This is a genomic window from Alteromonas ulvae, from assembly GCF_048987005.1.
Taxonomy (GTDB): Bacteria; Pseudomonadota; Gammaproteobacteria; order Enterobacterales; family Alteromonadaceae; genus Alteromonas.
Map to the genome: position 1 here is coordinate 3332318 of NZ_CP185261.1, position 19882 is coordinate 3352199.

At 47.1% G+C, this 19882-nt stretch carries 17 protein-coding genes; all 17 read right to left on the bottom strand.

What is annotated here, in order from left to right; translation table 11 throughout:
* Positions 1–138: 138 nt before the first annotated feature.
* On the bottom strand, positions 139–1017 hold the full coding sequence (locus ACOJR9_RS14510) for a M23 family metallopeptidase (protein ID WP_420933641.1): 879 nt from the start codon (positions 1015–1017) through the stop codon (positions 139–141).
* Between the two features lie 174 nt (positions 1018–1191).
* Entirely contained in the window at positions 1192–2103 is a 912-nt protein-coding gene (gene lpxC, locus ACOJR9_RS14515; protein ID WP_269520804.1) for a UDP-3-O-acyl-N-acetylglucosamine deacetylase, read from the bottom strand.
* A 306-nt stretch (positions 2104–2409) separates the two neighbouring features.
* Positions 2410–3579: a cell division protein FtsZ gene (gene ftsZ, locus ACOJR9_RS14520; RefSeq protein ID WP_420933642.1), complete on the bottom strand. Its 1170-nt coding sequence runs from the start codon at positions 3577–3579 to the stop codon at positions 2410–2412.
* Positions 3580–3684: 105 nt separating this feature from the next.
* Positions 3685–4914: a cell division protein FtsA gene (gene ftsA, locus ACOJR9_RS14525; protein WP_420933643.1), complete on the bottom strand. Its 1230-nt coding sequence runs from the start codon at positions 4912–4914 to the stop codon at positions 3685–3687.
* 7 nt (positions 4915–4921) lie between these two features.
* Complete coding sequence (locus tag ACOJR9_RS14530) at positions 4922–5629, bottom strand: cell division protein FtsQ/DivIB (RefSeq protein ID WP_420936147.1); 708 nt, start codon at positions 5627–5629, stop codon at positions 4922–4924.
* Positions 5630–5690: 61 nt separating this feature from the next.
* Complete coding sequence (locus ACOJR9_RS14535; protein ID WP_420933644.1) at positions 5691–6665, bottom strand: D-alanine--D-alanine ligase; 975 nt, start codon at positions 6663–6665, stop codon at positions 5691–5693.
* Positions 6658–8112, bottom strand: coding sequence for a UDP-N-acetylmuramate--L-alanine ligase (murC, locus tag ACOJR9_RS14540; RefSeq protein WP_420933645.1), 1455 nt, complete (start codon positions 8110–8112; stop codon positions 6658–6660). Before murC ends, ACOJR9_RS14535 begins: the two co-directional genes overlap by 8 nt.
* Positions 8112–9290, bottom strand: a complete 1179-nt coding sequence (gene murG, locus ACOJR9_RS14545; RefSeq protein WP_420933646.1) for an undecaprenyldiphospho-muramoylpentapeptide beta-N-acetylglucosaminyltransferase — start codon at positions 9288–9290, stop codon at positions 8112–8114. The genes murC and murG overlap by 1 nt, the downstream gene beginning before the upstream one ends.
* A complete protein-coding gene (ftsW, locus tag ACOJR9_RS14550; protein WP_420933647.1) occupies positions 9283–10716 on the bottom strand; it encodes a cell division protein FtsW in 1434 nt (477 codons plus the stop codon). The genes murG and ftsW overlap by 8 nt, the downstream gene beginning before the upstream one ends.
* Complete coding sequence (gene murD / locus ACOJR9_RS14555; protein WP_420933648.1) at positions 10713–12107, bottom strand: UDP-N-acetylmuramoyl-L-alanine--D-glutamate ligase; 1395 nt, start codon at positions 12105–12107, stop codon at positions 10713–10715. Before murD ends, ftsW begins: the two co-directional genes overlap by 4 nt.
* Before the next feature lie 7 nt (positions 12108–12114).
* Complete coding sequence (gene mraY, locus ACOJR9_RS14560) at positions 12115–13197, bottom strand: phospho-N-acetylmuramoyl-pentapeptide-transferase (protein WP_420933649.1); 1083 nt, start codon at positions 13195–13197, stop codon at positions 12115–12117.
* Entirely contained in the window at positions 13191–14588 is a 1398-nt protein-coding gene (locus ACOJR9_RS14565; RefSeq protein ID WP_420933650.1) for a UDP-N-acetylmuramoyl-tripeptide--D-alanyl-D-alanine ligase, read from the bottom strand. The genes mraY and ACOJR9_RS14565 overlap by 7 nt, the downstream gene beginning before the upstream one ends.
* A complete protein-coding gene (locus tag ACOJR9_RS14570; RefSeq protein WP_420933651.1) occupies positions 14585–16195 on the bottom strand; it encodes a Mur ligase family protein in 1611 nt (536 codons plus the stop codon). Before ACOJR9_RS14570 ends, ACOJR9_RS14565 begins: the two co-directional genes overlap by 4 nt.
* Positions 16185–17960 carry a penicillin-binding transpeptidase domain-containing protein gene (locus tag ACOJR9_RS14575; RefSeq protein ID WP_420933652.1) on the bottom strand — a complete coding sequence of 592 codons (1776 nt, stop codon included), beginning with the start codon at positions 17958–17960 and terminating at the stop codon, positions 16185–16187. The genes ACOJR9_RS14570 and ACOJR9_RS14575 overlap by 11 nt, the downstream gene beginning before the upstream one ends.
* A complete protein-coding gene (gene ftsL, locus ACOJR9_RS14580) occupies positions 17957–18286 on the bottom strand; it encodes a cell division protein FtsL (protein ID WP_420933653.1) in 330 nt (109 codons plus the stop codon). The genes ACOJR9_RS14575 and ftsL overlap by 4 nt, the downstream gene beginning before the upstream one ends.
* Positions 18283–19239: a 16S rRNA (cytosine(1402)-N(4))-methyltransferase RsmH gene (gene rsmH, locus ACOJR9_RS14585; protein ID WP_420933654.1), complete on the bottom strand. Its 957-nt coding sequence runs from the start codon at positions 19237–19239 to the stop codon at positions 18283–18285. Before rsmH ends, ftsL begins: the two co-directional genes overlap by 4 nt.
* Positions 19236–19694 carry a division/cell wall cluster transcriptional repressor MraZ gene (gene mraZ, locus ACOJR9_RS14590; RefSeq protein ID WP_420933655.1) on the bottom strand — a complete coding sequence of 153 codons (459 nt, stop codon included), beginning with the start codon at positions 19692–19694 and terminating at the stop codon, positions 19236–19238. The genes rsmH and mraZ overlap by 4 nt, the downstream gene beginning before the upstream one ends.
* Positions 19695–19882: the final 188 nt, after the last annotated feature.

Genomic DNA, 19882 nt, shown 5'->3' on the forward strand with positions numbered 1-19882 from the left:
TTAATTGTATAAGACCGAAGCCACCATGTGACATTGCCTTGCGATTTTACATAAAATGCGGTTTGTAGTGCATTAGCACAGTGTAAAAGTGCATTTCATATTGACGCAGGAATTACCCTGCTTACCTGGCTGCTACCTTTATCTCTTTCTTACGTAAGGTAGAGGATCGACGTGTTGTCCATTTCTTATTACTTCGTAGTGAACATGAGCACCAGTTGAACGACCGGTGTTGCCCATTTTAGCAATAGGTTGACCTTTGGTAACCACATCGCCGATGGAAACAGACAGTGAATCGTTATGCCCATAGCGCGTAACAAATCCATCTCCATGATCTACTTCTACTAGTTGGCCATAACCGTAACGATCACCTGCCCAGGTAACAATACCTGCCGCTGTCGTTACTACGTCTACACCCGCTTCACCAGCAAAATCTAGCCCTTTATGCATAGCTGACTCGCCGGTAAACGGGTCGGCCCGCATACCGTAATAAGAAGACAACCATCCTGACTCAATCGGACGACCAGATAATCGACTCTGCTCTTGGATATGGTGACCCCGAACCAAACTTTCAAGCATAGCTAGCTGTTGCGATTTCAAATCGAGTGATTGCTCTAACTTGGCTATTTCATTGAGGATGGGGTCGTCTTGGATGTTGTCTGGTATCGATACCGGTATAAAAGCGTCCAGGTCAGCCGCTGACATACCTAATTCTGTTGCTATTTGCTTGCCTTGCTCATCAAGAATAGTTGCTTGAGCCGAGAGTTCGGCTACACGTAAAAGCAATGCGTTTAATTTTGTCGTGGTTTGATTTTTTAGCGCGTCAACGTCTTCTCTAGCGCCATCGACTTGAGATTGAGCTAAGCGAACGCGAGCAACGTCTTCGGGAACAGACTCAGTTGAGCGGCTCGACACAAGCATAAAAATTGACGTAAGCACAGTCGCGCTCACAAGCGTACGAACACTGATACTGTGCCGATAGCGTGTATTTTTACCTGCTAGTGTAATTGTTAACTTCATACCACGAAACGAAACTGGACTTCACACTCGAACGTGTTATCTGCTCGCTAGGTTTACTCCCTAGCGCTTTATTATTAACGTCGAGGCGGAATTCTTTGAATTATATGGCTACTTTATCATTTATTGAAACGATTGCCACGTGAAAAAAAACCGCCAAGTTGGCGGCTTTTAAAATCATGCTAATACGGGTTGTGCGTAACGTATTGGCGCAGATTCCTGTGAATCGTACGTCACAAACTCCCAACAGTCTTGTTGCGCAAGTAATGCGTTGAGCAACTTATTATTTAAACCGTGACCAGTCTTATAAGCTCTGAGTTCACCGATTAAACTGTTGCCACCAAGATACAAATCACCGATAGCATCCAAAATTTTGTGTTTCAGGAATTCATCGTCATAGCGCAAACCTTCAGGGTTTAATACGCGAAACTCGTCAAGCGCCACAGCATTTTCCATACTGCCACCTAATGCTAGATTGTTAGCATTCATGTACTCTAAGTCGCGCATAAAACCAAATGTGCGTGCTCTGCTAACTTCGTTAACATAGGAACACGAATCAAAATCCATCACCATGTGTTGGCGGGTTTCACTGATAACAGGGTGATCAAAATCAATTTTGAAGTCCACGCGGAAGCCGTCATAAGGAACCAGCTCGGCCCATTTGTCTTCATCTTCCACGCGCACCGGTTTCTTAATACGAATAAACTGCTTAGGCGCATTTAACTCTTCAATACCCGCCGTTTGAAGCAGAAATACAAACGGACTTGCACTTCCATCCATGATTGGCAGTTCGTTACTGTCAACTTCAACGATGATATTGTCGATGCCTAAGCCAGCAAGTGCAGAAGCAAGATGCTCAACGGTTTGAATGGTCACACCGTCTTCGTTATTTAAACACGTGCACAGCATGGTGTTCCCAACCGCATCGGCGCGAGAAGGAATATCAACATGAGGGATAAGGTCAACACGCCTAAACACGATTCCCGTGTTTGCAGGCGCAGGCCGGAGAGTCATCGTGACCTTTTCCCCTTTATGTAGCCCAATGCCGGTTTCTTGAACCGGGTGCTTGATTGTACGTTGTCTAATCATCTGCTTATGCTTTTACCTTTTAAAAAAGCGGGCGCGAATTATAGTGAGTTATCACTCACATGTCAAAACACACACATCCAGCGGAATTTCGATCATCACTCTGATTGAACAAGAATGTTGACTATCTCGCTTTCGCTGGGGTGCGAAGTGGTTTCAAGAGAACACTCCATAGCTTGCTAACAGCACACTCAAACAATGTTCGAATTATTTAAGCGGCATCAGTAAGACCACAGCAAAACCAAAAAATTCCCCACAGCTTTCCTTCGTTGCACTCAATTTTTCTCAGAACTCAGTGCAGGCAGTACGTCAGTCTGCCTGTTTACGTAAAAATGCTGGAATGTCTAAGTATTCCAAATCATTGTCAGGTTGCGCACTGTCTTCTGCTTTTAATGCTTGATTACCTTCGGTGCCACCAACAGAAGAGCGTGATTCGTTTGAGTTGTTGTTACTGCCGTATTCTCTCGCAGACTGCGTTAAGCGAGATCCTTCTGTACTCACTAACGAAATGTCAGCTTTGCGCTCTGAACCAATACCAGTGGCAACAACGGTTACACGTAGCTCGTCCGTCATTTCCATATCGATAACGGTACCAACGACAACGGTAGCGTTTTCAGATGCGAATGCCTTAACTGCATTACCCACCGTTTCAAACTCATCGATAGCAAAGTCTGGGCCCGCTGTTATGTTTACTAGAATGCCACGCGCACCGGATAAATCGATATCTTCAAGCAGTGGACTCGCAATAGCTGCTTCAGCTGCTTCTTCAGCTCGGTCTGGACCACTTGCTGCGCCGCTGCCCATCATGGCTTTGCCCATTTCAGACATCACCGTTCTTACGTCGGCGAAATCCACATTGATCAAACCAGGGCGTGTGATTAGCTCAGCGATACCTTGAACCGCACCACGCAGCACATCGTTTGCTGCGCTAAATGCCTGCAGAAGTGGCGTGCCAGGCCCCATGACTTTTAGCAACTTTTCATTGGGAATAGTGATCAACGAGTCGACGTTATTTGCCAATTCAACAATACCTTGCTCAGCAAAAGAGGTGCGTTTCTTCCCTTCGAAAGGAAATGGTTTGGTTACCACGGCCACAGTAAGAATACCCATTTCACGAGCGATCTTTGCCACTTCCGGCGCGGCTCCCGTTCCAGTACCACCGCCCATTCCAGCGGTAATAAATACCATATCGGCACCATCTAACGCTTGGCGAATAGTTTCCCTGTCTTCTTGCGCGGCATCTCTACCGATATTCGGATCGGCGCCTGCGCCTAACCCTTTTGTCACACTTGAGCCAATTTGCAGCGTAATATCTGCGTTTGAACTACGAAGTACCTGTGCATCGGTGTTCACAGCAATAAATTCTACGCCTTCAATGCTTTGAGACACCATGTGCTCAACTGCATTGCCACCGCCACCGCCTACGCCGATGACTTTGATTACGGCTTCTTCGCCGTGACTATCCATTAATTCGAACATACTTACTCTCCGGTTGTACGTCTTTAAAACACTGCACTAGGTCACGTTATTGACTAATAGCATCCTGCTAGCCTTAGTGCCTTTACTGCAGCGCCCCCTAAAAAATTAAAATTCACCTTTAAACCAGCTTTGCACACGATGAAATAAGCTTTCGCTCGACTTCTGCGTACTGGCATTCTTATTATCAGTTTGAACTTTGCCGTATTGCAGTAAACCCACTACAGTTGCAAATCCGGCATCATCAACATATTCGGCTAAGCCTTTTACATTGATTGGTTTGCCCACGCGAACAGGCATCTGGAAAAGTTCTTCAGCAAATTCAACAGCACCTTCCATCTTCGCAGTGCCTCCTGTAAGCACGAGGCCCGCTGCAATTTGCTCTTCCAGACCACTGGCACGAATTTCATCATGTACCAGTTCAAAAAGTTCTTGATACCGAGGCTCTATCACCTCAGCTAAGGTATGACGAGACATGACTCTTGCTGGGCGTCCGCCCACGCTAGGTACTTCAATGCTGTCTTCCATACTCACCATATCTTTTAGTGCACATGCGTAATTGATTTTAATCTCTTCCGCATTGCTGATAGGTGTTCTAAATATTTTTGCTATGTCGCTAGTAATCTGATTGCCAGCCACCGGTATTACGGCAGTGTGACGAATGGCGCCATCGGTGTAAATAACCATATCCATAGTACCGCCACCAATATCAACCACACACACGCCTAATTCGCGCTCATCGTCAGTCAGTACCGCATAACTTGAGGCCAGTGCAGAGAAAATAAGCTGGTCGGCGTTTAGCTCGCAGCGCTCTACACATTTCACCATATTTTTAGCCATATCGTCTGCACAGGTAATGATGTGTGCATCGGCCTCCATACGCACCCCTGACATACCAATAGGGTTTTTAATGCCCTCTTGCACATCAATAGTAAACTCTTGTGGCAGCACGTGAAGCAGGCGTCTTTCAGCTGCTATGGGCACACTGCGCGCCGCATGAATAACATTGTCCACGTCTTCTTGTGTGACCTCTTGGTTGTTAATCGGCACCATGCCGTTTTCGTTTTGGCATTTAACATGACGTCCTGAGATAGACATAAACACCGACGAAACACGACAATCTGCCATCAACTCCATCTCATTAACAGCACGTTGTACTGATTTTACCACTAAATTCAGGTCGTTAACGCCACCTTTATCCATGCCCTTCGATGCATGCGTGCCCACACCAACAATACTGATTTGATCATCATCTAGCACTTCGCCCACCACGGCCTTTACTTGGCTGGTGCCGATATCTAGTCCTACAATCAAATTGCGTTCCGCAGGTTTTGACATGGTTTTCTTAACTCTCTTTGTTTGTCGTGTTGCTGTTGTCATTCCATCCAACAGCAACACCAGTGTCATAGCGAAGGTCGACGTAACGAACGGCCTTCTCTTGTTGCGCCAACAGTGGATACACATCGATAAAGCGCTGTAGCCTATCGATGAAATCCTGACGCCCTAAATTCAATTTAATGCCATTTTTTAATTGTAACTGCCACGCAAATCGCTCGCTTAGTGACAGTTCGTCAATGTTCATATTGGTTGTGTTTATCAGCGCATGCATGCTGTTAAAGCCTTCCAGCGCTGTTTTCTCACTACCACCGGGACCATACAGCCGCGGCAAATCAATCTCAACGCCCTCATCATTAAAGGTGTCACCGTACTGATTAAGCAGCAAATCTTCGTTCCATTTTGCAACAGGTTGCTGCTCAACCAAGTAAATTTTCAGCGTGTTAGGCCACTTTTTGCGAACCGAGGCACGGTATACCCATGATTGCGCTTCAACTAACTCAAACACGTCATTGACATCCAGGGCAAAAAAACTGCCTGGCTGCGCTTTCCTAATCAATCTCTCTAGCTTTGTGATGTCGATATGCTGGAAATCCCCAGAAAAATCGATAACTTGTACTGGCATTTGCTGTTCGTCGTGCAAATACTGATTAGCCTTTATGCCGCCAAGCACCACGCCCGATATCACAAGAAACAAAAACAATAAGCCAGCCCACATTGTGCGCCGATTGCTTTTCGGCGCATTCACTTTTGAACGTACGCCTGACTCATCAACCGCTTTAGTCATTCGCATCCTTGGCAACGCTATCAAAACTCGTTGATAAAATGCTTAACACCAGCTCATCGAAGCTCAACCCTGCCACTTTTGCTGCCTTTGGTACTAAGCTTTTCTCAGTCATACCGGGCACCGTATTCGCTTCTAGTAAATAAAACTGACGCTGGTTGTCCTGCATCACGTCTACTCTTCCCCAGCCGCTACCTGAAATAGCGTCAAACGCACGAGATGCCAGTGATGCCAACTGGGCTTCTTGCGCGTCTGATAAGCCGCTGGGGCAAAAGTATTCGGTTGTATTATCCTGATATTTTGCAGCATAGTCGTAGAACGTGTGAGGCGTAGACATACGAATTGACGGTAAAGCTTGGCCCTGAACAACTGAAACCGTGAACTCTGGGCCGTCTATATACTGCTCTAGCAATACCTGATCGTCATATTGAAAGGCATCTTGAACAGCCGTTTCTAGTTGTTTAGCGCTTGTCACTTTTGCCATGCCAATACTCGACCCTTCTCGCGCCGGCTTTACCATGACCTCATTTCCCAATTTTTCCATTATAGCGCTGCACTTACCAGCATCAAAGCGCCTTTTGTCAGCAATTTCATATTTCGCTGTAGGCAAACCAAGACTTTGCCACACCTGCTTGGTGTGAATTTTGTCCATTGCCAATGCAGACCCTAACACGCGACTGCCAGAATAGGGAATTTTGAGTAGCTGAAGTGCCCCTTGCATAGAGCCATCTTCACCACCGCGACCGTGCAGCATAATAAGCGCGCGATCGACTTTTAAATCAATCAAATCAGTTAGTGGACGCTGGGCAGGGTCAAAAGCAAAGGCATCAACCCCTTGTCGTAGCAGGGCGCTCAATACCGTATTACCAGAGTTAAGCGATACCTCACGTTCAGCAGAATCACCGCCTAGCAATACCGCAACCTTGCCGTATTCCTCGGGTGTATGGGAAACAACCATAGGCTTAAACATGACCGGCTCCTTCACTTGCCAGTTTCGCTGGCTCTAATTCACAGGTCGCTAATCGTTTTGAAATTTGACCAATATTGCCTGCGCCCTGCGTCATGACAATATCGCCGTCTTGTAATAAGTTCGCCAATATTGCGGGCAACGCCTCTTTATCACCCACGTATACAGGCTCTATTTGGCCTCGTAGTCGAATAGAGCGACACAATGACTTGCTATCTGCCCCTTCAATGGGCTGCTCGCTAGCCGCATACACATCAAGCAAAAGCAGGGCATCAACACTTGATAGCACCTCAACAAAGTCTTCGTACAAATCCCGGGTTCGCGTGTAGCGGTGAGGCTGATAAACCATCACTAAGCGATTGTCTGGCCAATTAGCTCTTGCTGCTGCAATGGTCGCTTTAACTTCGGTAGGGTGATGGCCGTAATCGTCGACTAAACACACTTCACCTTTACTGGTATTAAACGTGCCTAACTGTTCAAATCGACGCCCTATGCCACCAAAGCTTGCCAGTGCGCTTACTATTGATTCATCGTCAATACCTTCATCACAGGCTACCGCTATGGCGGCGAGTGCATTAAGCACGTTGTGATTGCCGGTTAAGTTGAGTGTTATCTCAAGGGGTTCAGCGCCCGGTCGCTGCACCGTAAAATTCGCTTTACCAAAGGTCAGAGAAATATTCTCAGCGCGATAGTCGTTGTGCTCCTCAAAGCCATAAGTCACGATGCTTCTGCCTATACGCGGGCGTATTTCTTGAATATTGGTATCGTCGCCACACACAATGGCCTGACCGTAAAACGGCAGGTTAGACAGAAAGTCCACAAAAGTATCTTTTACCTTTGAGAAATCGCCGCCGTAAGTATCCATGTGGTCGGCTTCAATATTGGTAACAACAGACACCATTGGTTGTAAGTGCAAAAACGATGCATCGCTTTCATCAGCCTCAGCAATGAGGTAACGGCTTTTCCCTAAGCGAGCATTGGTGCCTGCACTATTTAGTAACCCACCAATCACGAAGGTTGGGTCGTAGTGGGCCTCAGCAAAAATGGTCGAAATTAAGCTGGTTGTGGTCGTTTTACCATGCGTACCAGCAACGGCTATTCCATGGCGAAAACGCATCAGTTCTGCCAGCATTTCAGCACGGCGAATAATGGGAATACGGTTCTCTCGTGCGGTGATAATTTCGGGGTTTTCCTCGTTAATCGCACTAGAGACAACAATCACATCCATGCCATCGACGTTTTCCGCTCGGTGCCCAATTTTAACGTCAGCACCCAATTCGCTTAGGCGTTTGGTCATTGGGCCCGCTTGAATATCTGAGCCCGCTATTTGATACCCTTCGTTAAGCAGAACTTCTGCAATACCACCCATACCGGCGCCGCCGATACCAATAAAGAAAATATTATTTACCCGACGCATTTGCGGGCTTTCAAATGGGGTTTTAAAAACCATTAGTCCCCTACTCCTACCACTGACTTAATGTGGCTTACTACTTGTTGTGTGGCGTGGGGGCTTGCGCATTTACGTGCAAGCTCGCCCATTTTCAAACAGTCCTCTGGATGCTGTATCCAGTGACGAACGGTTTGCCCTAAATTCTCTTTTAATACCGATTGCACAATCATGACGCCAGCCCTTTGCTTAACCAAAGATTGCGCATTTTTAGTTTGATGATCGTCCACCGCATGAGGTAGCGGAACAAAAACTGCCGCTCTTCCCGCCGCCGCAACTTCGCTAACCGTAAGCGCCCCTGCTCTGCAAACGATAAAATCGGCCCATTCGTAAGCGTCTGCCATATCATCAATAAAGTCACTTACCCTTACATCAACGGCATCTGCCGCGTTAGGACCTAAGTTATCGTAGGTTTGCTTTACAGACGTGGCGTTACCTTTGCCGCATTGATGCCGAATGGATAACCCTTTTAATGCACTGCACACTTGTGGCACTACTTCGTTGAGTACTTGTGCTCCCAAACTGCCGCCAACAACTAGCATATTGAGGGATGAGGTGCCGTTCTCATTGGTAGTCACTGCGCTTTTTTCTAAAACATTATCCGAGCTGTTAACAACTTGAGGTTCTCTTCGGGTAGCCTTCTGTGACTGAGACTTACTAGAGATTCGCCAGATATCTTCTCTAACTGGGTTGCCAACAACATGTACTTTGCTGGCAACGTTAGTAAATTGCGCTTTCGCATCCTCAAAGCCAAGCAACACACGATGTGCCACCTTGCTCAACAGTTTGTTGGTCATTCCCGCAGCCGCATTTTGCTCATGGATAATCACCGGGATGCCAAGAGTCTTTGCCGCTATGCCGCCGGGTCCACTCGCGTAGCCACCAAAACCGACGACAATATCAGGCTGTATACGCTTAATAATACGCCTTGCCGATAGCAAGCTTTTCAGTAGCGCGATGCCACCTTGAATACGCGCTGATACACCTTTGCCACGTAACCCCTTTACCGGAATAAAGTGGATAGGGATATTGTGCTTTGGCACCACATTCGCTTCCATACGCTCGGCAGTACCAAGCCAGTGAATATCCCACCCTTCTGTACGAAGCGCGTTGGCTACTGCGAGTCCAGGGAATACATGCCCGCCAGTGCCGCCAGCCATAATAAGACAACGTTTAGTCATTGTCGGCCTCCTCGGCTACTCGTGCGAGTATAGCTTTGATACCGGCCTTACCTTCGTCTTCCGGTTTTGCTTTAGCGCTGGAAGATATAGGCACAGCCTGTGAGGATGCATCTGCTCCAGCTAGAGCTTGTGGGTCGACAGCGTTTGATGCTGCAACGCTTGTTCTTACAGCACTCGTAGACTTGGCACTATCAGCCTTGGCGTTATCCCCCTTAATATCTGATGCTTTCGACTTTCGCTTTTCCCCGCGATTTAATGCTTGTACGCCATCGACACGAAGCTCAAAGTCTATTCGCAATAAGATGGCAACCGCTGCCGACATAATAATAAGGGAAGAACCGCCATAACTAACGAGCGGTAGGGTAAGCCCTTTGGTAGGTAAGATACCGGCGCTAGCGCCAATATTTACCGCAGTTTGAAAGCTAAACCAAATGCCAATACTGTAAGCTAGAAAGCCGTCAAAGGCTCGTCCTTTCTCTAACGCGTGATTGCCAATATGCAGTGCTTTAATCACCATCCATAAGATAAGGCCTAGCACAGCGAGAACACCGACAAACCCCAGTTCTTCAGCTAATATTGCCATCACAAAATCGGTATGGGCTTCAGGCAAAAACTCTAATTTCTGTAAACTATTCCCTAACCCTTGGCCAAACCAATTGCCCCTTCCGTAGGCCATTAGCGATTGGGTTAGCTGATATCCGGCGCCGAAAGGATCGGCCCACGGATCCAAGAATGATGTCACACGCTTAAGTCGATACTCCTCAAACACAATAAGCGCGACCACCGCCATAAGTCCTACAAAAACAAGAGCGAAGAACTGCCACAACCGTGCGCCAGCTAAAAACAGCAGTCCAATAGTGGTGGCAAACATCACCACGACCGTGCCTAAATCGGGTTGCAGCAGCAGTAAAAGCGCGAGTAAGAAGAACACGCCCAAAGGCTTGATAAACCCCTTTAAATTCTCGGTGACTTCTTCATAACGACGAACTAAATACCCAGCAAGATAAGCGAAGAAAAATAACTTTGCCGGTTCGGCTGCTTGAATGGTTATTGGCCCAAGTGCTAACCATCGGGTACTGCCGTTTACGGTTCGACCAATAAGCAGTACCGCTAGCAATAAGCCTATTGCGGCAAAAAGAAGGTAGGGGTTGGTCACACGCCAAAACTGCATGGGCAACTGCAATACGGCAATAGCCGCTAAGATGGCGCCGACGATATAAATGCCGTGGCGAATGGCAAAATGAAAAGGGTTGCCGTGTAGTCGATCAGCCACAGGCATTGACGCCGAGGTAACAATAATGACGCCTATACTCATTAGAGCAAGCGCAATTAGCAGCAAGGTTGTATCGTAAGGGTATTTGGCCTGCTGCGGTTTATCATGCCTAGAAGCGAATAATGTACTGAGTGTAGTAGAGGCTGACATCATGCTGCTATTACCTCTTCAACGGCTTGCTTAAATACAACGCCACGGTGCATATAGTTGTTAAACATGTCAATGCTGGCACAGGCTGGAGACAGTAGGACCACATCGCCGGCATTTGCTACCTTGCATGCATTTTTTACTGCTTCGTGTAAACTGCTGCTTATTACGGTGTTAGCAAAAGCGGTGGTAAACAGAGCCGCATCTTTACCGATGGCAAATACGTGCGAGACGAATTGATTTAAATATGGCGACAACGCGTTAATGTTGGCACCTTTTGCATCACCACCCGCAATAAGAATGAGTTTACCTTGTGTGACAGGCGCTAACCCTTCAAGGGCGGCAATGGTGGCACCAACATTTGTGGCTTTTGAGTCGTCAATAAAGCGCACGCCATTGTTTGCAATTTCAACGCAGCGGTGGGGCGCACTTCTAAAGCTGCCGATATGATTTGCCGCCGCCTGTACCGTTATTTCTAGTACGTTGCTTTTATTAAACACATGGCTTTTACTCAACGCATGGCAGAGGCCCAACGATGCCATTACATTGAGTACATTATGCGTGCCTGCAAGATGGATGCTACTGAGACTGCAAAGCGGTGTACCGTTAAACGTTAGCTGTTGTTCCTCTGTAGAATCAGTAACGCCAAAGCCTTCTTGCGCTGCTCCTAATCCATAGTGTAGCTGTGGAACAGACGATGAGTGCGGTGCGACATGATGACCATCGCGCCACACAATGGCCTGCGATGCATTGTTAAAAATACGATGCTTTGCAAGCGCGTAGTGTTCAAACGAACCGTGGCGGTCGAGGTGGTCGTCAGACAGGTTGAGGATCGTCGCAGCACTAAGCAACAGACTTGATGTGGTTTCAAGTTGAAAACTAGAAAGCTCAAGCACAATGACGTCTGCATCGGAATCCAACGTATCTAACGCAGGAAGCCCTACATTGCCAGCGGCAATCGCTTTAACGCCAAGTGAGTTGAGCAAATGTGTAGTCAATAAGGTCACTGTGGTCTTGCCATTTGAGCCAGTAATACCAACAACAGGCTTGGTATTAAGTCGAGCAAATAGCTCTATATCACCAATCACTTCAACGCCACATTGCCTGGCCAGCTTAACTTGCTCTATGTCAGGCGATAAGCCAGGGCTGAGCACTAGCGTGTCCACGTTATCGAAAAAAGCGGCAGACAAGGGTGCTGTTTCCATATTGCCCTTCATGCTTGCTTGCATGGTTTTTTGCATAGACTCTGGTATTGAGGCCATTATCGATGAAGCGGTAGGGCGTGTATCAAACGCTTTTACGTTTGCGCCTTGTTCAAGTAAAAAGCGCACGCAAGCCTGACCTGTAACTCCAAGGCCTCCTACTACATAGCTGTGCTCGCGTACGTTATACGTCATTATCGACTTATCTCAACTTCAATGTTGCTAGGCCCACTAGCACTAAAATAATGGATATGATCCAGAACCGAACAATAACTCTGGGCTCAGGCCAGCCCTTCAACTCATAGTGATGATGAATAGGTGCCATTCTAAAAATACGCTGCCCGCGGAGTTTGTAAGAGCCCACCTGTAAAATCACCGACAGCGTCTCTATCACAAACACACCGCCCATAATAATAAGTACCAACTCTTGTCTGACTAATACCGCTAGCACGCCAAGGGTGCCACCTAGTGCTAAAGAGCCCACATCGCCCATAAAAACCTGTGCTGGATAGGTGTTAAACCATAAAAAACCAAGCCCTGCGCCCACCATAGCGGTACACACAATAACCAGTTCACTGGTAAGGGGGATGTGCGGAATATTGAGGTAGCCCGCGAAATTCGCATTTCCTGTGACATAAGCAAAAACCGCGAATGCACCGGCAACTAAAATAGTCGGCACAATGGCCAAACCATCAAGGCCATCGGTTAAATTCACTGCGTTACTAGTGCCTACAATAGCGAAATACGTAATAACGATGAAAAATAACCCTAGCTGAGGGAATACTTCCTTAAAGAAAGGCACTAATAGGGATGTCTCCGCACTCAGCGTAGCACTACTGTAAAGGTAGAACGCAACGCCTAGCGCAATGACCGATTGCCAAAAGTACTTCCATCTTGCAATAAGGCCCTTTGAATCTTTGCGTATTACTTTTCGATAGTCGTCAACAAAGCCAATAATGCCATAGGCTACTACCACAGTGAGCGTAACCAGCACGTAACGGTTTGATAAATCAGCCCACAGTAACCCACTTATCACAATTGCTGCCAATATAAGCAGACCGCCCATTGTCGGCGTTCCGGATTTCGATAGGTGACTTTGCGGACCATCGTCGCGCACGGTTTGGCCTATTTGCATGTTTTGCAAATAGCGGATCATTTTAGGACCAATTAGGATGGCAATAAGAAGCGCGGTCAACGTACTTAAAATAGCCCGAAGCGTAAGGTACGAAAATACATTAAACCCTGAATCGAATTGAGTTAGCCAATCGGCTAGCCACATTAACATTGACTTTGCTCCTCATTACTATCGCACTGTCCGAATGAAGAGGATTCAATAGCCTTAACGACTCGTTCCATTTTTGAACTACGAGATCCTTTTACCAAAATTGAGATATCTTGGTGCACTGTTACTATATCGTCATGTAGCGAGGCTATTAAACTGTCAAGGTTGTCGAAGTGACGCCCTCCAAATGAGCCGCTCGCCAGATGACTTAACGCCCCCATGGTGTACAGATAATTTATGCCCTGCTGCTTTGCATACTCGCCGACGTGCTGATGGTAATAATCTGATTCATCACCAAGCTCTGCCATATCACCTAAAATAAGCACCTTAGCGCCTGAAAACGCCACTAACGTGTTAATAGCAGCTTTCACTGAAGCGACATTGGCGTTGTAAGTATCATCAAGCACACGTAGCTGCTTATTAAGTCGCTTAACGTTAAGTCGGCCACTGACTTGGTTCATTGCACTGAGCCCAGCGCTCACATCGGCAAGGGTTGCGCCAACATTTAAAGTAAGCGCCGCTGCAAGTAGCGCATTGCCTACATTGTGAATACCGGGAATGGTGAGCTGAATAGCTATCTGACCGTTTGGACTATTCAGCATAAAAGACGCGCAGCCGCTGTCTTTTATTTCAATATCTGTCGCAGTAAAGTCTGCTGTATTTTTTTGCTCTGGTGAAAACGTGAGGGTTTGCTTACTTCTCACTTTTTCCAGCCAGAAATCACCAAACTCGCTATCAATGTTCACAATGGCAACGCCATCGCTTCCCAAACCATCAAAAATTTCGCTTTTAGCTCGTGCCACTCCGTCTACACTGCCAAATCCCTCAAGATGCGATGCAGCAGCATTAACAATAGTGGCAACATCAGGCTTTACCAGTTCAGTGGTATAAGCAATTTCACCCTTGTGATTTGCGCCAAGCTCCATGACCGCAAAATCATGTTGGAGCTCAAGGCGAAGTAACGTAAGTGGAACGCCGATATCATTGTTAAAGTTGCCATTGGTGGCCAACACGTTTCCACAGCCCTGCAATATAGATGCACACATTTCTTTCACTGTGGTTTTGCCACTACTGCCTGTGACCGCGATAGTTTTTGGAGCTACCGACGCTTTTACCGCTGCCCCTAATAATCCTAGGGCTGCTTTTGTGTCTGAAACCTGAATAACGGGTAAGGATGTCGTAATATCTTCACTGGCGATTATTGCTTTTGCACCCGCATGTTGTGCCTGGTTAACAAAATCGTGACCATTAAAATTAGGGCCTTTGAGCGCAAGATAAATGGCCCCTTCGCTAATTGTCCGGGTGTCTGTGCTAACGCTTGAAACGTCGCAATCATTTCCAATTAATTTACCGTTTATCTTCTCGGCTACCCAAGACAGCGTTGTATTTATCATTTGCTGTATTCCTGTTGTAGTCGCGCTACTACCGCACGTTCATCGTAATTTATTTTCTTATCACCAATGATTTGGTAATTTTCGTGGCCTTTACCTGCCACGATGATAATGTCGTCCGCTGAGCTGTTATCTAAGCAGAAACGAATTGCCATCTCTCTATCGGGGATAGACACCGCAACGTCTTGGTTGTGCAATCCAGCAACAATGTCTTTTGCAATGTCCTCAGGCGCCTCACTCCGACTGTTGTCGGTGGTAATCACTATGCTGTCTGCCCCTACTTCGGCCGCACGCCCCATTAAAGGACGCTTTCCTTTATCCCTGTCTCCGCCGCAGCCAAATACGCACCATACATTTCCAGTAGTATGTGCTCTTGCACTGGCAAGCACTTTTTCAAGGGCATCGGGAGTGTGAGCGTAATCGACAACCACATTGGCGCGAGCATGAAAGGGGAATACTTCCATACGCCCTTCAACAGGCGTTATGGCATTAACGGCGCTAACCACCTCGTTAAAGCGCTCTCCCTGCTGCAACAAAGTCGCAATGGCACTCAGCACATTGGCAACGTTAAATGCACCAAATAGAGGAAGCGCTATCGCGGCATTACCCCAAGAGCTTTGGATGTCAAAACGACAGCCTGCTTCGTGATACTCGGCATTTAGCGCAAAACAATATTTGCTAGCGGGTTTCTCTGCTGACGTGTTAGAGACTGCATTGTCAGAGTGTGCTGCTCTATCAGCAACAGAGTCTTGGTTTTTGTACGTACTTACTGAAACTGCGCTACTTTCAACACCTGTCCACACACGAGTAATGTGTTGTTTTGCCGCACTATCCCAACGCTGACTTTCTTCATCGTTTGCATTTAATACGATGGCCGAAAGCCCCGGTTGTTCTAGCAACAAACGTTTAGCCTTAGCGTACTCTTCCATAGAGCCGTGATAATCAAGATGATCCCGGGTTAAGTTGGTCAACACCGCAATATCAGTTTTAACATGACTCAGACGCCCTTGAACCAGAGCATGAGAACTCGCCTCAAACGCAACGTGCTGCACATCGCTTTGCACAAACTCTGCCAACAAGTACTGCATGCGAATAGCATCCGGTGTGGTATTTGCTGCTGACGTGGTTTGCCACTGAGTATCAGCACCTTCAAACACACTGCTACCTAAGGTTCCGATACTGGCGCTACGTGTACCTAGCGCGTCTTTAAGCTGAGTAAGCAATTGAACTGTCGATGTTTTTCCGTTCGTACCCGTTACCGCAACCGATATCATCTTTTGTGCAGGATAATCGTAAAATGCACCTGCTAATGTGGATAGCAAATTAGGTAGTCGGTAAAGCGAAATAATAACGCTATGGTCACGCATCTCCATGGCACCATGGGCTTCACTGTCGTCGGTTTGCGCCAGAATTACTTTTGCACCTAAGCTGATGGCTTGGGGAATAAACTCCCGACCATCTCTTTCATGGCCCTTTATGGCAACAAACGCTGAGCGCGTGTTCACCTCGCGGCTATCAAGAATTAATCCTTCCACGCGAATATCAGGGGCATCTACGCCAAACTTTGCCAGTAAGGCCCGAATGCTTTGAGTGAAGGCGCTAGCTACCACTTTCACCTCCCTTCAAAAATCGACTAAACGTTACTTGCTTGTCGTCTGGGGTAATATTTAATATGTGAAGCGCACCACCCATAATGGATGAAAATACAGGGGCGGCAGTGTCGCCCGCGTGGTATAGATCGCCACCTGGCTCGTTGATAAGCACCACCGTAACCAAGCGCGGATCAGAGACAGGGGCAATACCTGCGAAGATATTTACATACTCTTCGCCATAACCACCGGCCACTGCTTTTCGACTTGTGCCCGTTTTGCCCGCAACACGGTAGCCAGGCACAGCGGCCTTGGTTGCTGTACCGCCACGTTGGGTTACACTTTCCATCATTTGAACAATGGCTTTTGCATTCTCCTCGCTAATCACGCGCTCAGCCTGCCCTTGCCATGCAGGCTGCTGTGGCGACTTCACCATATTAAGGGGCGTTTTAATCCCGCCGTTGGCGATAGTGGCGTAAAGTCGCGCTAACTGCGCAGTAGTGACGGAAATACCGTAACCGAATGACAAGGTGGCTAATTCAAATTTTGACCATCGGCTTCGCTCATGAAAAATACCGCTGCTTTCCCCAGCCATATTAAGCCCAGTGTCGCTCATCAAACCGAGATTGTAATACGTGTCTAATAGGAAGTTTTTAGGCACAGAAAGCCCTAACTTTGACGTTCCCATGTTGCTTGAGTGTTGGATGATCTCTTCAAGAGATAGCTCACCATAGTTACGTGAATCTTTCACTAAACTACCACCAAGTCGCATCCAGCCAGGGCTTGTATCAATGATATCGTCTGGTTCTACTTCACCGAACTCAAGTGCTGTAAGTACCGCTAAGGGTTTTAATGCAGAGCCTGGCTCAAAGGCATCAGTAATCACTCGGTTGCGCATTCTGTGAGGCGCAATATCACTTCTGTCATTAGGATTAAACGACGGTGCGTTTACCATGGCAAGCACATCGCCCGTTTTCACGTCAACCACCATGGCCGATGCAGAACTGGACTGATAGTAAATCATGGCTTCTTTAATTTCTTTATACGCCAAAGCCTGAATACGCTGGTCGATAGCAAGCTGCAGATTACCGGCTTTTTCGCCTGCTTTGGTTTCCAGAATCTCTACCTGCCGCCCTTTTGCGTCGCGACGGATTTTTCTAGAGCCTGGCGTACCCGTCAACCACTCATCGAACATGTGTTCAAGGCCTTCAACACCGGTATCGTCAACATCGGTAACGCCAATAAGCTGTGCTGACACTTCACCGGTTGGGTAATAACGGCGACTTTCTCTGCGCAGGTAAATACCAGGGATATCAAGCTTGTCAACGTATTCGGCCATAGCTGCCGATACTTGGCGCTGCAGATACACAAATCGACGTTTAGGGTTTGCTACCTTCTCTTTCAGTTCAGTCACGTCCTGACGTAAAACGTCTGCCAGTGCATCCCAGCGGCGCACTTCATCAAAACCGTTGTTTTCATGGATTACTTTTGGATCGGCATATATCGCTCTTACCGGCACACTGACCGCTAATTCAACGCCGTTTCTATCGGTAATAATACCGCGGTAGGTGGGCATGTTGCGCGTACGTAGGGTGCGGCTGTCACCCTGTTGAATAAGTTCATCGGGCTCTATCACTTGAATAAACGCGGCGCGGGCTGCAAGTACGCCAAACACAGAGGTAATAACCACAAGCACAACGAGGAATCGCCAGTGCATGAAACTTGGCGTTACATTTTGCTTTGCGCCTGTTTTTTTGCGCGACCGAGTAGTCGTTACCGTGCTCATTTAAGTCTGACCACCACTTCATCATCGGCAGTAGGACGATACATGCCCAACTGTTTTTCAACCAAAGTTTCGATGCGATTGTGCTCAGTCAGAGCACGTTGCTCAAGCACGAGATTTCGCCATTCAACGTCAAGCTCGTCTTTCTCCTGCATTAGGTCTTCTAACGCAATAACTTGCTGTCTGTTGTGGTGACTGCTCAAAATCACGGCCATGGCACTAGTAATAACCATCAAATACAACAAAACCCGCAACTTGTTGCGGGTCAAATCTGAGACGATAATCAGTATTAAATTAAAATTAGTACCGGCTTTATTTGTCGTCGTCATAGCTTTTCGGCCACCCGCAGTACTGAGCTACGAGAGCGCACGTTATTGATCACTTCTTGCTCAGATGGTTTGATGGCTCTACTCAGTGCTTTAAGCACTTTGTCGGCATCAATTTCGGCTTGGGTAATGGGCATATTGTGAGGAACCGACTTCCCTTTACTCTGCTCTTTAATAAAGCGCTTAACCAATCTGTCTTCTAACGAGTGAAAAGAAATAACGGCTAGTCGACCTTCTTTTGCCAACACCTGAGTGGCTGCTTTTAACCCAACGCGAAGCTGCTCAAGCTCAGCGTTGATATAAATTCGAATGCCTTGGAATGCTCGCGTGGCTGGGTGCTTATATTTATCTTTTACCGGCACAGCTTCATCGATAATTTTCGCTAATTGAGCCGTGCGAATGATCGGTGTTTCTTTGCGAGTGTTCACAATGGCGTGCGCTATTCGCTTACCGAATTTCTCTTCACCGAATTCTTTAATCACTTGGGTGATATCTTGCTCTTCAGCGTGAGCCAACCAATCAGCGGCACTTTGACCTTTAGAGGTATCCATACGCATATCAAGGGGGCCATCGCGCAGAAAACTGAAACCCCGTTCTGCATCGTCAAGCTGAGGCGATGACACACCTAAGTCCATCAATACACCATCTATTTTCCCCATCAAACCTAAGGCTTCAATTTCTTCGGCCATATTGCCGAAGGGCGCATGAATGATACTGAAGCGTTCGTCGCCAGCAAAGCGTTCAGCAGCCTTGATAGCTTGAGGGTCGCGATCAAACGCAATAAGTTTCCCGGCGTGACCCAACGCCGCTAAAATGTGCGCAGAATGGCCACCTCGACCAAAGGTCGCATCAATGTAAATACCGTTCGGCTTAATAGATAACGCCTCAATACATTCATCAAGCAGTACGGAAACATGCTTAAATTCGCTTGTTGATGACGTGTTTTGCGATGTCATAGAGAGAAATCCTGTAGCCGTTCGGTAAGTTCAAATTCGCCTTTGCGTTCGGTGTCTATATCAACCTCAATTTGTTGAGCCCAAACATCGGCATCCCAAATTTCAAATTTGTTTAACTGACCAACTAACATGACTTCTTTGGATAGCTTTGCGTGAGCACGCAAAGGTGTAGGTATAAGAATTCGACCGCTTTTGTCCATTTCGCCCTCTGAAGCATGACCTAATAGCAAGCGCTGCATTCTGCGCTCTGCTGGAACCATACTAGAGAGCTTAATAAGTTTTAGCTCTATTTCTTCCCATTCAGGGAGTGGGTAAAGTAGCAAACAACTTTGTTGTGTATCTACCGTACATACAAGTTGTCCCCCACAATCATCCAGCAGAGACTGACGATACCGAGTCGGTACAGCTAGTCTGCCTTTTGTATCCAGATTGATTGCGTTAGCGCCGCGGAACATTCCCCTAGCCTTTTGTTATTTGCTTTTATTTTTCTTAATTTTTGAGTACTAATCTGCAAAGTGATGATGATTTGATCCACATTTCGCCACATTTACCCACTAGTTGACAGTTTAGGTATCATTGATCCCCACTGTCAAGTATAAAAACAATGCCGAGGCCGCGTATTTACTGGCGTTGAGCTGTTTGT